At 63.7% G+C, this 11,948-nt stretch carries 11 protein-coding genes; 6 read left to right on the top strand and 5 right to left on the bottom strand.

The genetic code is table 11. The annotated features are described in order from the left end of the window. Window positions 1-206: 206 nt before the first annotated feature. Window positions 207-845 (bottom strand): response regulator transcription factor, encoded by a 639-nt coding sequence (locus Q9451_RS14810; protein ID WP_012272753.1) that lies wholly within the window; start codon window positions 843-845, stop codon window positions 207-209. After that, complete coding sequence (locus Q9451_RS14805) at window positions 845-2,119, bottom strand: histidine kinase (protein WP_345960960.1); 1,275 nt, start codon at window positions 2,117-2,119, stop codon at window positions 845-847. The genes Q9451_RS14810 and Q9451_RS14805 overlap by 1 nt, the downstream gene beginning before the upstream one ends. A 150-nt stretch (window positions 2,120-2,269) precedes the next feature. Here Q9451_RS14805 and Q9451_RS14800 point away from each other — a divergent pair, with 150 nt between their 5' ends. The 6 genes from Q9451_RS14800 to Q9451_RS14775 all read left to right on the top strand — a co-directional run bounded on the left by Q9451_RS14800 (window position 2,270) and on the right by Q9451_RS14775 (window position 7,403). After that, complete coding sequence (locus Q9451_RS14800; RefSeq protein ID WP_012272755.1) at window positions 2,270-3,448, top strand: ABC transporter substrate-binding protein; 1,179 nt, start codon at window positions 2,270-2,272, stop codon at window positions 3,446-3,448. A 30-nt stretch (window positions 3,449-3,478) separates the two neighbouring features. Continuing rightward, window positions 3,479-4,468, top strand: a complete 990-nt coding sequence (locus Q9451_RS14795; RefSeq protein WP_012272756.1) for a YVTN family beta-propeller repeat protein — start codon at window positions 3,479-3,481, stop codon at window positions 4,466-4,468. Next, window positions 4,465-5,205, top strand: coding sequence for an ABC transporter ATP-binding protein (locus Q9451_RS14790; protein WP_012272757.1), 741 nt, complete (start codon window positions 4,465-4,467; stop codon window positions 5,203-5,205). Before Q9451_RS14795 ends, Q9451_RS14790 begins: the two co-directional genes overlap by 4 nt. Continuing rightward, on the top strand, window positions 5,202-5,993 hold the full coding sequence (locus Q9451_RS14785) for an ABC transporter permease (RefSeq protein ID WP_012272758.1): 792 nt from the start codon (window positions 5,202-5,204) through the stop codon (window positions 5,991-5,993). The genes Q9451_RS14790 and Q9451_RS14785 overlap by 4 nt, the downstream gene beginning before the upstream one ends. A 137-nt stretch (window positions 5,994-6,130) precedes the next feature. Then, window positions 6,131-6,679 (top strand): PQQ-dependent catabolism-associated CXXCW motif protein, encoded by a 549-nt coding sequence (locus tag Q9451_RS14780; RefSeq protein ID WP_012272759.1) that lies wholly within the window; start codon window positions 6,131-6,133, stop codon window positions 6,677-6,679. Between the two features lie 58 nt (window positions 6,680-6,737). Further along, window positions 6,738-7,403, top strand: a complete 666-nt coding sequence (locus Q9451_RS14775; RefSeq protein WP_012272760.1) for a response regulator transcription factor — start codon at window positions 6,738-6,740, stop codon at window positions 7,401-7,403. On the opposite strand, the gene Q9451_RS14770 is transcribed toward Q9451_RS14775, so the two are convergent. From Q9451_RS14770 to Q9451_RS14760, 3 genes are all read right to left on the bottom strand, one after another. Continuing rightward, entirely contained in the window at window positions 7,388-9,295 is a 1,908-nt protein-coding gene (locus Q9451_RS14770) for a NahK/ErcS family hybrid sensor histidine kinase/response regulator (protein WP_012272761.1), read from the bottom strand. The two genes, Q9451_RS14775 and Q9451_RS14770, sit on opposite strands and share 16 nt — an antisense overlap. After that, window positions 9,264-10,427 carry a nitric oxide-sensing protein NosP gene (gene nosP / locus Q9451_RS14765; protein WP_012272762.1) on the bottom strand — a complete coding sequence of 388 codons (1,164 nt, stop codon included), beginning with the start codon at window positions 10,425-10,427 and terminating at the stop codon, window positions 9,264-9,266. The genes Q9451_RS14770 and nosP overlap by 32 nt, the downstream gene beginning before the upstream one ends. Before the next feature lie 146 nt (window positions 10,428-10,573). Then, complete coding sequence (locus tag Q9451_RS14760; RefSeq protein ID WP_012272763.1) at window positions 10,574-11,761, bottom strand: porin; 1,188 nt, start codon at window positions 11,759-11,761, stop codon at window positions 10,574-10,576. Window positions 11,762-11,948 lie beyond the last annotated feature (187 nt).

Below are 11,948 nucleotides of genomic sequence, written 5' to 3'. Positions count from 1 at the left end.
CGTTTGTTTTTGGCCAGTAACGCCTGTGGCAGGCGCACGCGACCGCCTTTTTTGTACGACGCGATATCGAGCCATGCGCCAAGGCGTTCGCGCGCAAATCCCACAGGAATAATTGGCCCGAAACAAACGTAGGAGCGAGCGTAGCTCGCGATGCGCCGCGCGGGCGGCGCTCGATCTCCCAGGCGCCACATCTGTCATGTCGGCCATCACCCCGCCACCCGTACCACCCCAAGGTCGATCCCCAGGTGCACCAGCTCGGCATGCGAGCTGACCTGCAACTTGCTCTTGAGCAAGGTCAGGTGGTTGGACACGGTCTTGGCACTGATACACAACTGCTCGGCAATCACCCGCATCGGCGTCCCCTTGGCCAGCATCGTGAAAATCTCCAGCTCGCGCTGGGTCATGCGCTGCAACCGTGGATCACTGGCGCTCTGCTGTGACGTGCACGCCAACTGGGTGGCCAGAGGCTGCTCGATGTAGGCATGCCCGGCCATCACCCGCTGCACCGCCTCGATCAACACCTCGGGCGCCGAGTTCTTCGTCAGGTAGCCCGAGGCCCCCGCGTCCAGCGCCTGGCGCACCAGCGGCAGCTCGTCGTGCATGCTGAAAAACAGTACCCGCAGTTGCGGCAGGCGCTGGCGCAGGCGACGGGTGGTTTCCAGGCCACTGATACCGGGCAGGCCAAAGTCCATGATCACCAGGTTGGGGACTTGCTCCTGCACCCGGGCCAGCGCCTCTTCACCACTGGCAGCCTCACGCACCTGCATCAACGGCAGCACCGCCCGCAGCAGGCTGGCGTAGCCCTGGCGGACCACGGCATGGTCATCGACCAACACGATATTCATCACACCTCCTTGGGAATGTTCAGGGCCAGCGCCCAGCCGCCACCCGGGCGGCTGAAAATACGCAGCTCCCCGCCCAGGCTACGGGCGCGCTCGGCCATCGAGTGCAAACCTAGCCCTGGGCGCTGGGGCGGGCGTGCGCCGCAGCCATTGTCGCGAATGAACAGGCGCAAACCCTTGGCACTGCGCTGCAGACGTACCCGCACCTGGCTGGCGCCGGCATGCCGGGCGACGTTGGTCAGCGCCTCCTGCAGCAAGCGGTACAAGTGCGTTCTGCTCGGCCCAGGCAGCGCCGGCAAGTGCTCGCCAACCCGTAGCCGGCATTCGATGCCCTGGCTGGCCTGCCACTGGCTCACCAGCAGGCCGAAAGCCTCGGCCAGCGGCATGTAGTGCAGCGCCACGGGGTACAGGTTGTGCACCAGCGCGCGAAAACCCTGCTGCAAGCGCTCGCAATTGAATTCGAGGGCGTGCGCCGTCTGCGTCACCACCGCAGGCTGATCGGCCACCATGCGCAACAGGCAGAGCTGAGCACGCATGCCGGCCAGGTACTGCCCCAGGTCATCGTGCAGGGTCTGCGCCAGCTGGGTACGCTCTTGTTCCTGCACCGCCAACAGGGCTTGGGTCAGGTGGACATTGTCAGCCTGGGCCTGCTCCAGCGTGGCAGCCATGCGGTTGAAGTGTTCCGCCAACTGGCGCGCTTCCGGCAGGCCGGCTTCGCGCAGGCGTGCTGTCAATTGCCCGCCTGAAACCTGGCGCAAGGCACCCAGCAATTCCTCCAGCAGGCCCATGGCACGCCGCACCGCCCAGCGGATGGTCAACAGGCTCAACAACAGGGCCAAGCCGCACAGGCTCAGCAGTTGCTGCAGCGAATCCCAGACTTCGTCGATTTCATCCCGCGCATCCACGGCTATCAACACTCGGCGCCCGTCACTCAGCGCCAGCAGCCGACTGCTGTGATCGCGCTCGCCGAACAGCTGACGCCCCAGCCAGGCATCGACACCGCCTTGGTGTGGAAGCTGTGCAGCTTCACCCGGCGCCAGCCAGTGCACCCGCACATGGCGCAAGCGCTCGGTCAGGCCGGGTTGCAGGCTCGCCGGGTCACGCTCGGCAGTGTCGCCAAGGTACGCCACCACGGCTTCGGCAGACTGCAACTCACGCTCGACGTCCGCCACCGCCTGGTGCAACAGCACCCCGGCGCACGCCAGCGTCACCAGGGCAAAGCAGAAGGTGACCCAAAGGTTGATACGCCACAGGGCAGACAGGTTGATGAGGCGCATGGGCGGTTCTCCTCGGGGCGCTGCGGCCCATCGTAAAACCGTGGCCTGCGCGGTGAATTACTACCTTGGTACCGGCCGAGCGCTACTTTCTGCATATTTCCCCCTCCCGGCGGGGTTCCTATGCTGGCGCCATCTGCCGTGGAGTGTGTTATGCGCCAGCCTGCCCAACTTGCCTTGACCTGCCTGCTGGCCCTGGCCGCGACGTTGTCGGCGCCCTTGGTGTGCGCTGCAGAACCGTTGCAGGTGCGCATCGGCTACCTGGGCTATCGCCCCGACCCCGGCCCACTGCTGTCCAACATCATCCCCGAGCCTGCCGACGCCGGCCTGCAAGGGGCGGAACTGGCGATTGTCGACAGCAACAGCACCGGGCGCTTCCTGAAACAGCACTTCCAGCTGACCAGCGCCACGGTCGACAGCCCCGAGGCCCTGCTGCAGGCCGCCAACGCCCAACATGACCAAGGCCTGCGCCTGTTCGTGGTGAACGCCCCAGCAGCCAGCCTGCGCGCGCTGTCCGCCGCCCTGCCCGACAGCCTGCTGTTCAATGCCGGCAGCCCTGACGACAGCCTGCGCAGCAGCCAGTGCCTGGGCAATGTGCTGCACAGCCTGCCGGGCCGGGCCATGCTGGCCGATGCCCTGGTGCAGTTCCTGGTGCTGCGCAAGTGGCAGCGGGCGCTGCTGGTGGTCGGCCAGACCGAGGACGACAAAGCCTACGCCGACGCCCTGCGCCGCGCACTGAAGCGTTTTGGTGCGCAACTGGTCGCGGAAAAAACCTGGACCTTCGACAACGACCAGCGCCGCAGCGCCCAGGCCGACATGCCGTTGTTCACCCAAACCGCCGAATACGACGTGGTGCTGGTGGCTGACGAACGCGGCGACTTCGGCGAATACCTGCCCTACCAGACCTGGTACCCGCGCCCGGTGGCCGGCACCCAGGGCCTGACCCCCACGGGCTGGCACAAGAGCGTGGAAACCTTCGGTGCGGCCCAGCTGCAAAAGCGCTTCGAGGCCCAGGCCGGGCGCTGGATGAACGACCGCGACTTCGCCGCCTGGATGGCTGTGCGCAGCGTCGCCAGCGCGGCCAGCAAGCTGCGCCAGGCCGAACCACGCGCGCTGCAGCAACTGCTGCTCAGCGAGCAGTTGCCGTTGGACGGCTTCAAGGGCCGCAAGCTCAGTTACCGCCCATGGAACGGTGAACTGCGCCAGCCGATTGCGCTGGTGCAGCCGCGGGCCCTGGTCAGCACCTCGCCGCAGGAGGGCTTCCTGCATCCCTTCAATGAAATGGACAGCCTGGGCTACGACAAGCCCGAAGTGACGTGCAGCTACCCCTGACCCAACAACCACAACAATAAGGAATTCGCCATGCGCCGCCCCTTCTTCCACCGGGCCCTGCTCTACCCCAGCCTGCTGTCGGGCGCCCTGGCGCTGGCCTGCGGGCACGCCACGGCGGCCACCGCCTGGGTCTCCAACGAAAAGGACAACAGCCTCAGCCTGATCGACATGCAAACACTGCAAGTCACCGAAACCCTGCCGGTGGGCCAGCGCCCGCGCGGCCTGCTGCTGTCCCACGACAACAAGCTGCTGTACATCTGCGCCAGCGATTCGGACCGGGTGCAAGTGATGGACGTGGCCACCCGCAAGATCATCAAGGAGCTGCCCTCCGGCAAGGACCCCGAGCAGTTCGCCCTGCACCCCAATGACCGCTGGCTGTATGTGTCCAACGAAGACGATGCGCTGGTGACGGTGATCGACACCGTGACCGACAAGGTGCTCGGGCAGATCGACGTCGGCATCGAACCTGAAGGCATGGCGGTCAGCCCCGACGGCAAATGGGCGGTCAACACCAGCGAAACCACCAACATGCTGCACTGGATCGACACCAGCACCCAGACCCTGGCCGACAGCACCCTGGTCGATCAACGCCCGCGCTTCGTCGAGTTCGACAAGGACGGCTCGAAACTGTGGGCCTCGGCGGAAATCGGCGGCACGGTGACCATCCTCGACGTGGCCACGCGCCAGGTGCTGAAAACCCTGAACTTCCAGATCAAGGGCGTGCACCCAGACAAGGTCCAGCCGGTGGGCATCAAGCTCAGCGCCGATGGCAAGTACGCCTTCGTCGCCCTGGGCCCGGCCAATCATGTGGCGGTGATCGATGCCAAGACCTACGAGGTACTCGACTACCTGCTGGTCGGGCGGCGAGTCTGGCAGTTGGCCTTTACCCCGGACCAAAGCCAGTTGCTGGCCACCAACGGTGTCAGCGGCGACGTTTCGGTCATCGATGTGAAGAACCTCAAGGTGCTCAAGTCGGTGAAGGTCGGGCGCTACCCCTGGGGTGTGGTGGTGACACCATGAACGCCCTCGATGTAAGTGACGTGAGCTTTGCCTATGGCGCGCGCGAGGCACTCCGGCAGGTCGGTTTCAGCCTGGCGCCCGGGCGTTTTGCCGCGTTGCTGGGCCCCAATGGTGCCGGCAAATCGACCTTGATCGCCCTGCTTACCCGGCTGTACGACCTGCAGCACGGCGACATCCGCGTGTGCGGCTGCTCGCTGCGCAACGCTGCACGCCCGGCATTGCGCCAGTTGGGCGTGGTGTTTCAACAAAGCACCCTGGACCTGGACCTGAGCGTTGAACAAAACCTGCGCTACCACGCCGCGTTGCATGGCCTGTCGCGGCGCCAGAGCGACCAGCGCGTCGAAGCCGAACTGGCCCGCCAAGGCCTTGGCGAACGCCGGCGCGATCGAGTGCGCGAGCTGAACATCGGCCATCGCCGCCGGGTGGAAATTGCCCGCGCGCTGCTGCATGAACCACGCCTGCTACTGCTCGACGAGGCCAGTGTGGGCCTCGACCCGGCCAGCCGCCTGGCGCTCAACCAGCACCTGCGTCGGCTGTGCCGCGAGCAGCAACTGAGTGTGTTGTGGGCCACCCACCTGCTGGACGAAGTGCAGCCCAGCGATGACCTGTTGATACTGCATCAGGGGCGCCTGGTGGCCAGTGGCACGGCCGATGCGCTGAGCCTGGAGCACGGCGGCGACCTCGACAACGCCTTTGCCCGCCTGACCAGCACCCCTTCAGGAGCCGACGCCCAATGAACGCCTACTGGCAATGTTTCAACGGCATCATGCTGCGCGAATGGCTGCGCTTCGTGTTGCAGCGCACGCGCCTGCTCAGCGCCCTGGTGCGCCCACTGCTGTGGTTGCTGGTGTTCGCAGCCGGCTTTCGCGCGGCGCTGGGCATTGCCATCATCGAGCCTTACGACACCTACATCCCCTACGAGGTGTACATCATTCCGGGCCTGGCCGGCATGATTCTGTTGTTCAACGGCATGCAGGGCTCACTGTCGATGGTGTATGACCGCGAGATGGGCAGCATGCGCGTATTGCTGACCAGCCCGTTACCCCGGCCGTTTCTGCTGGCCAGCAAGCTGTTGGCGACCTCGTTGATTTCCCTGCTGCAAGTCTATGCCTTCCTCGCCATCGCCTGGCTGTACGGCGTGCAGCCACCGGCTGCGGGCTTGCTGCTGGCGTTGCCGGCCTTGTTGCTGGTGGCCTTCATGCTCAGCGCCCTGGGGCTGTTGCTGTCGAACGCGATTCGCCAACTGGAGAACTTTGCCGGGGTGATGAATTTCGTGATTTTCCCGCTGTTTTTCCTGTCTTCAGCGTTGTATCCGCTGTGGAAGATGCGCGAGGCCAGCCAGTGGCTGTATTGGCTGTGCGCTGTGAACCCGTTCAGCCATGCCGTGGAGCTGGTGCGGTATGCGCTCTATGAGCGCCTGAACCTGCTGGCACTGGTGGTGTGCCTTGGGTTGACCGCATTGTTCACGCTGCTGGCGATACTCACCTTCAACCCCCAGCATGCGGCGCTGCGCAAGCCCCGCTGATCAACCAGGCCTGTGAGTGCGCCTTTCTTGTGGCGGCGGCCGCCTACTACTTTAGTACTGCCTTTGCTGTCTGATCGTCGCATTCACAACGCACCACCACTGGCATGTAATGGGCCTATAACAAAAAGGATAAAACCATGCCACGTGCCCCGCGCCCCCTGCTGGCTGCCCTTACGCTGTGTCTGTCACTGGGTATCGCCCACGCCGACACCGCGCCGTTGTTTACCGCCGAGGGCTATCGCGCCACCCTTTACCGCAGCCCGACCCCGCAACAGGTCGAAGGCGGCCAGGTCATCGACACCGCCACGCTGCAGCACCTGCTGGGCCAAACCCCCAGGCCGGTGCTGATCGACGTCTATCGCCGCCAATGGCTGCAAGGGCGCTTCATCGAAGACGAGCCGCACGCCAACCTCCCCGGCAGCCTATGGCTGGCCAACACCGGCGACGGCGAACTGACCCAGGCCTGGCAGGACTACTTCGTGCGTAACCTGCACAAAGCCAGCGCCGGTCACCCGGAGCAACCACTGGTGTTTTACTGCCGCTCCGATTGCTGGTTAAGCTGGAACGCGGTAAAACGCGCGAAAGCCCTGGGCTATAACAACCTGTATTGGTACCGCGACGGCGTGGATGCCTGGCAGCAAGCCAACCTGCCATTGCAGCCGGCGCAACCAGTGCCCTTCCCCTGAATTGCCTGCCTGCGCATGCGTGCCCCGCTCCATCCAATAAAAACAAGGTGAAAAGGCCATGTACAAAATTTTGATTGCCGACGATCACCCCCTGTTTCGCGAAGCCATCCACAACGTCATCAGCGATGGTTTCCAGGGCAGTGAAGTCATGGAAACCGCCGACCTGGACAGCGCCTTGGCACTGACTCAGGCACACGACGACCTCGACCTGATCCTGCTCGACCTGAACATGCCCGGCATGCATGGCCTCAACGGCCTGATCACCCTGCGCAACGAGGCACCGACCACGCCGGTGGTGATCGTTTCGGCCGAGCAGGAAAAGCAAATCGTGCTGCAGGCCATTACCTACGGCGCCGTGGGTTTCATCACCAAGTCCTCGCCACGCTCACAGATGATCGAAGCGATCGAGCAAATCCTCAATGGCAATGTGTACCTGCCGCCCGACATCATCCGCGCCCAGAAAAGCAGCACCAGCCGGCGCCACAACGACGCCCCGAGCTTCCCGCCGGAAATGCTCCAGGCCCTGACCCGCAAGCAGCTGCTGGTGCTCGAGCGCATGACCAAAGGCGAATCGAACAAACAGATTGCCTACACCCTGGATATCGCCGAAACCACGGTCAAGGCCCACGTTTCGGCGATATTGCGCAAACTCAATGTGCACAACCGGGTGCAGGCGATCCTGAGTGCCGGCGATATCGATTTCGCCGATTACCTACGGCGTTGACCTGCACCGGCCAGCAAATGGCTCATCGCTGTCTTGAGCTTCATCGGCCGCACCGGCTTGTGCATCAGGGTGTGGCCTAGCTCACGGATCTGTTGCTTGAGGTCGTTGCTGTAGTTGGCGGTGATCATCAGTGCCGGTAGCGGCTGGGCGCGGCGGGCATTGATCCGCGCCACCGCATCGACACCATTGCAATCGTTGTCCAGGTGGTAGTCGGCAATCAACAGGTCGGCCTCGGCGTGGTAGTTGTCCACCTGGCGCGCCAGGTCTTCCTCCGACAACGCGGTGACCACCTGGCAACCCCAACCCTCCAGCAAGGTGCGCATGCCGGCGCAAATCGCCGCATCGTTATCCAGCACCCACACCCGTGCACCACGCAGGCGCTCGAGCATCGGCTCGCACATCGCCTGGCTCGGTTGGGCCTTGGGTGCCGTGGCGCTCAGCGGCACTTCGACCGCGAACACAGAACCTTTGCCAAGCCACGAACGCACGCGGATCCGGTGGCCGAGGATGCCGGCGATCTTCTCCACGATCGCCAGGCCCAGGCCCAGCCCGCGGTCCTGGTCCGGGCGTTGCACATCACCGCGCTTGAATTCCAGGAACATGTCTTCCAGGTGCTCCTCGGCAATGCCGATGCCACTGTCCCATACCTCGATCCGCAGGCCACCACGCAGGCGCCGACACCCCAGCACCACACGCCCGCTGCGGGTATAACGGATGGCATTGCTGAGCAGGTTGCGCAGAATGCGCGCCAGCAACTGGATGTCGCTGCGCACCACGGCAGAACAGCCCACGAAGTGCAGCGCCAGCCCTTCGCTGCGCGCCACCTGGGCGTATTCGGCGGCTAGGTTGTCCATCAACTCGCTGAGAGCGAACGGGGCGACATCGGCTTTGATCACGCCGGCATCGAGCTTGGATATATCCACCAGGGTGCCGAGCAGGTTCTCCACATCCTGCAGCGAGTTGCTGACATTGCGCACCAGGTGGCCAGCGTTCTGCGGCTCACGGCGTTCGAGCAGCGCGCTGGTGAACAACCGCGCCGCGTTCAGCGGTTGCAGCAGGTCATGGCTGACTGCGGCCAAAAACTTGGTTTTCGACAGGTTGGCCTGTTCAGCTTCGCGCTTGGCCTCGCGCAGGCGCGATTCCGCCTGGCTGCGCTCTTCGATTTCGCGCAGCAACTGGTCGTTGAGGCTGGTCAGCTCGGCGGTGCGTTCGCGCACCCGTTGCTCAAGGTGCTGATAGGCCTGGTGCAGCGCCTGGGCGGTGTTGCGGCGTTCGGTGATGTCGCGGATCAGCACGAAAATACCCACCACTTCGCCGCTGGCCAGGCGGTTAGGCACGTAGGAGCGCAGCATGTAGCGCTCCTGGCCGTTGATATTGGTTTCGGCAAACTCGAAGGTTACGCTCTCCCCCGCCAGCGCACGTGCCACATAGGCTTCCAGGCGCTGGTAATGCTGCTCGCTGTGGGCCTCACGCAGGCTCTGGCCAAGCATCACCCCGTGCGGCCAGCAATACCATTCTTCGTAAACCTTGTTGGTGAACTCATAGACCAGATCAGCGTTCAGGTAAGCGATCAGTGCCGGGACGTTGTCGGTGATCAGGCGAATCTGGTGCTGGTGGGCAGTCTCGGCACGCTGCCGGGCCTCGCTGAGCAAGCGGTTGACGGCCTTGAGTTCCGCCATGGCCTGGTTCAGCGCATCGGTGCGTTCACGCACCTGCTCGGCCAGCACCACCGAATGCTGGAAAGCGGCGTAAGGGTCGTTGCCACGGGTTACCCCGGACTCGATGCGTTCGATCAGCGCGCCGTTGATGCGCTGCAGCTTGTGGTTCTGATGCTGCAGCCGGGTAACCTCGGCCTGCAGTTCAGCGACCGACAGGCGGCCGGTTGCGGGCAATGGCGACCCCGGTAAAGGTCTGGTTGATGTGCATGCCATTGAACTGTTCTCCGTAGGTGTTGAAGCCAATCACCCGTTGCTCGCGCAGGAACGCACCGACTGGCTCCAGGCCGTGCCGGGCCTCCAGTTCCAGGCGCCGCAGGAAGCAATCACAACCGATGGTCAGCAGCAACGGGCCGAGCCGCTGGTGCAAACCGTCGAATAGCTGGTGCAGGTTCGGCAACAACGGGCCTGGGGTCATGGCCGTCAGCACGATGCCGTTCTCCACCGCGCAGTAGAAGCTCAGGCTCAGGTCCGGGTGCACCTGCTGAATCGCCCGCACGTAGTACTGATCGTGAATGCGTACCGCCAGCGGGTGGGCGGCGAACACCCGGTGATCAAGCGCGGCCACCGACACGCCGATATGGCGGGCGTACTCCTCGGCAGCGGGCTCGGCATTCAGTTCGAAAACCCGGCGCTGAGCACTGTCGGCTCCGGTGACCACCAGTTTTTCCTGGCGCGGCAGAATGTGGTGCGTGGTGAACACTTCAAAGTCCAGCCAGGTGTTGACCAGCACCACCACCGCTGCGCCGTTGTGGAATGCTCCGGCGTAGTACACATGGGTGCGGTTCAGGTAGTTGTCATCACCGGCCGATCCACCGAAGTGCGGGATTTCCCCCAGTGCTGCGCTAAGGGCCGCGAGCACCATCTCCTCGCGGCTGGACAATCCATCGAGCAGGGTCAGGGCAAAGCTGTGGCCCTTGATGGGCGACAGGGTATTGCTGCGGCAGGTGCCGACCAGGCGCTCGACCATCTGCTGCGCATCGATCAGGCTGAAGCGCTCCATTTCATCGATCAACTCGGTGGCGATGGAAAAGTGCCGGTGATCGAAGCCCACCGCCGTCACGCAATTACGGCCGTAGCCTTGCGGGGTGATTTCGCCAGCGCTGGTGCAACCGACCAGTCGAATACCGCCAAAATCCTGCTCCAACGCTTCGCCCAAGGCCTGCAAGTCGTATTCGGCGGAACAGAAGAACAACACGAAACCCAAGTGCGGGTGCAGCAACTGCCGCGCCAGGTCCTGAGCTGCCAGCCGTGCGTCGGTTGCCTGAGACATGGCGCTGACCACACCGTCGTTTTGGGCCTGCTGCATCGTGGTCTCCGGCGCGGGGTGGCTGAGGGATCAGTGTACGAAGGTGGGTACGGGGGACGAATGCTACTTGGGTAGCGGGTGGGCGGTTCCATGGGAGTACTGTTGTCTGCCTGTCATTGCAGGGGCCGCTTCGCGGCCCCCACCACTCACCAGGTCAGCACCGCGCCCACCGCAAAGGTATCGGTGTCTTCGTTCTGGGCACTGGTGTCATGCCCGTCAATGGAGAACTGGTTGTACTCGGCCACCAGTTTGAGGTTGTCGTTGATGTCGTGGAACAACGCCACGCCGCGGGTTTCGTAGTCTGCCCCGCTGCCCACCGCGCCATTGCCATCGTCCTTGGTCTTGCCATAGGACAGCGCCACGCGGTTCTTGCCGAACTTGTACGAGCCCTGCAGCAGGTAGCCGTCACTGTCGACATTGCGCAACACCGGTTCGCCAGCATTGTTGGTGAAGAATGGGTTGATGCCCTTGGCCTGGAACCCAGAACCGGTCAGCGACCAGCCGCCCATTTTCGCCTGCACCCCGTACCCCACCCCTTTGGAGGTGATCGTCTCTACTGTCGAGTCCGTGTTGTCAGAGGTCTGGTAACTGCCGTTGACCCAGCTGTAGATCTGCGCGCCACCCAGGTCGAACTGGTAGGTGATCTCGCTCTCGGTGCGGGGGTTTTCCTGGTAGGCCTTGCCGGTGGGGCTGCTGTCGTTGGTGTCCACCGGGTCCATGATGCCCACCGCCACCCGCAGGCCGTCCATCACCGGGGTGCGGTAGGTGATCTGCGAGGTGGGGAACGGGTACGGGTAGCCGCTGCCGATGTTGCCGAACGAAACCCCGCCGCCATCCACCAGCCCCAGCGTGTCGCTGACCTGGCCATAACCGGCCAGCAGTTCGTCGAGCAGGATGTTGGAACGAGCGAACAGCCCGAAGTCCTTGCCGATCAGCACCTCGCCCCATTCGGGGTTGGCCACCGTGCCGTAGAACTGACGCACGTCGATGGCGGTGTCGGTGCCGTTGGTTTCACTGTCGTTGATGGTTACCCAGAACGAGGCACGCGCACCGAGCTTGAGGTCATCCACCTGCTTGCCCATGTTGAAGCCCAGGTAGTTGGGCAAGAAACCCATTTTCACCCGCGATTGGCGGCGGTCGAACTGTTCGCCCTCACGGTCGACCTTGCTGTTGACGTAGAAGGCGTTGATATAGCCATCGGTGGAAAACGTCGTCTGGTCCTTGTCGTACAGCATGATCTCGGCCTCGGCGACACCGCTCAGGCCCAGGGCAGAAACACTGGCAATGGCGGCGGCGAGGAAACGAGGCGGCAGGTGCTTATTGTTGTTGTGCATGGCGCGCTCCAAACGGGGACTGGATGTCGGAGGCGATTATCAGAAGTGGGCAAATTGCCAGATACGCTGCTTTGGCGCGATTGGGTGGGTGCTTTGGAGCGGCGGGTATGGCGTGATGATTCGGACCCAGTACCTGCCTGGGCCGGGGTGCAAGACTTAGGGTGTACACATCAGTAGCAGGCGGGTA

The organism is Pseudomonas sp. NY8896 (assembly GCF_039634505.1).
The sequence above is the reverse complement of the archived record's forward strand: the minus strand, read 5'-3'. Positions and strand labels throughout refer to the sequence as shown.

Excerpts from the sequence above, each read along its gene's own strand:
- Q9451_RS14790 (WP_012272757.1), top strand. The coding sequence starts at position 4,465 with ATGAACGCCCTCGATGTAAGTGACGTGAGCTTTGCCTATGGCGCGCGC.
- Q9451_RS14810 (WP_012272753.1), bottom strand. The coding sequence starts at position 845 with ATGAATATCGTGTTGGTCGATGACCATGCCGTGGTCCGCCAGGGCTAC.
- Q9451_RS14795 (WP_012272756.1), top strand. The coding sequence starts at position 3,479 with ATGCGCCGCCCCTTCTTCCACCGGGCCCTGCTCTACCCCAGCCTGCTG.
- Q9451_RS14760 (WP_012272763.1), bottom strand. The coding sequence starts at position 11,761 with ATGCACAACAACAATAAGCACCTGCCGCCTCGTTTCCTCGCCGCCGCC.
- nosP (WP_012272762.1), bottom strand. The coding sequence starts at position 10,427 with ATGCAGCAGGCCCAAAACGACGGTGTGGTCAGCGCCATGTCTCAGGCA.
- Q9451_RS14780 (WP_012272759.1), top strand. The coding sequence starts at position 6,131 with ATGCCACGTGCCCCGCGCCCCCTGCTGGCTGCCCTTACGCTGTGTCTG.
- Q9451_RS14785 (WP_012272758.1), top strand. The coding sequence starts at position 5,202 with ATGAACGCCTACTGGCAATGTTTCAACGGCATCATGCTGCGCGAATGG.
- Q9451_RS14775 (WP_012272760.1), top strand. The coding sequence starts at position 6,738 with ATGTACAAAATTTTGATTGCCGACGATCACCCCCTGTTTCGCGAAGCC.
- Q9451_RS14800 (WP_012272755.1), top strand. The coding sequence starts at position 2,270 with ATGCGCCAGCCTGCCCAACTTGCCTTGACCTGCCTGCTGGCCCTGGCC.
- Q9451_RS14805 (WP_345960960.1), bottom strand. The coding sequence starts at position 2,119 with ATGCGCCTCATCAACCTGTCTGCCCTGTGGCGTATCAACCTTTGGGTC.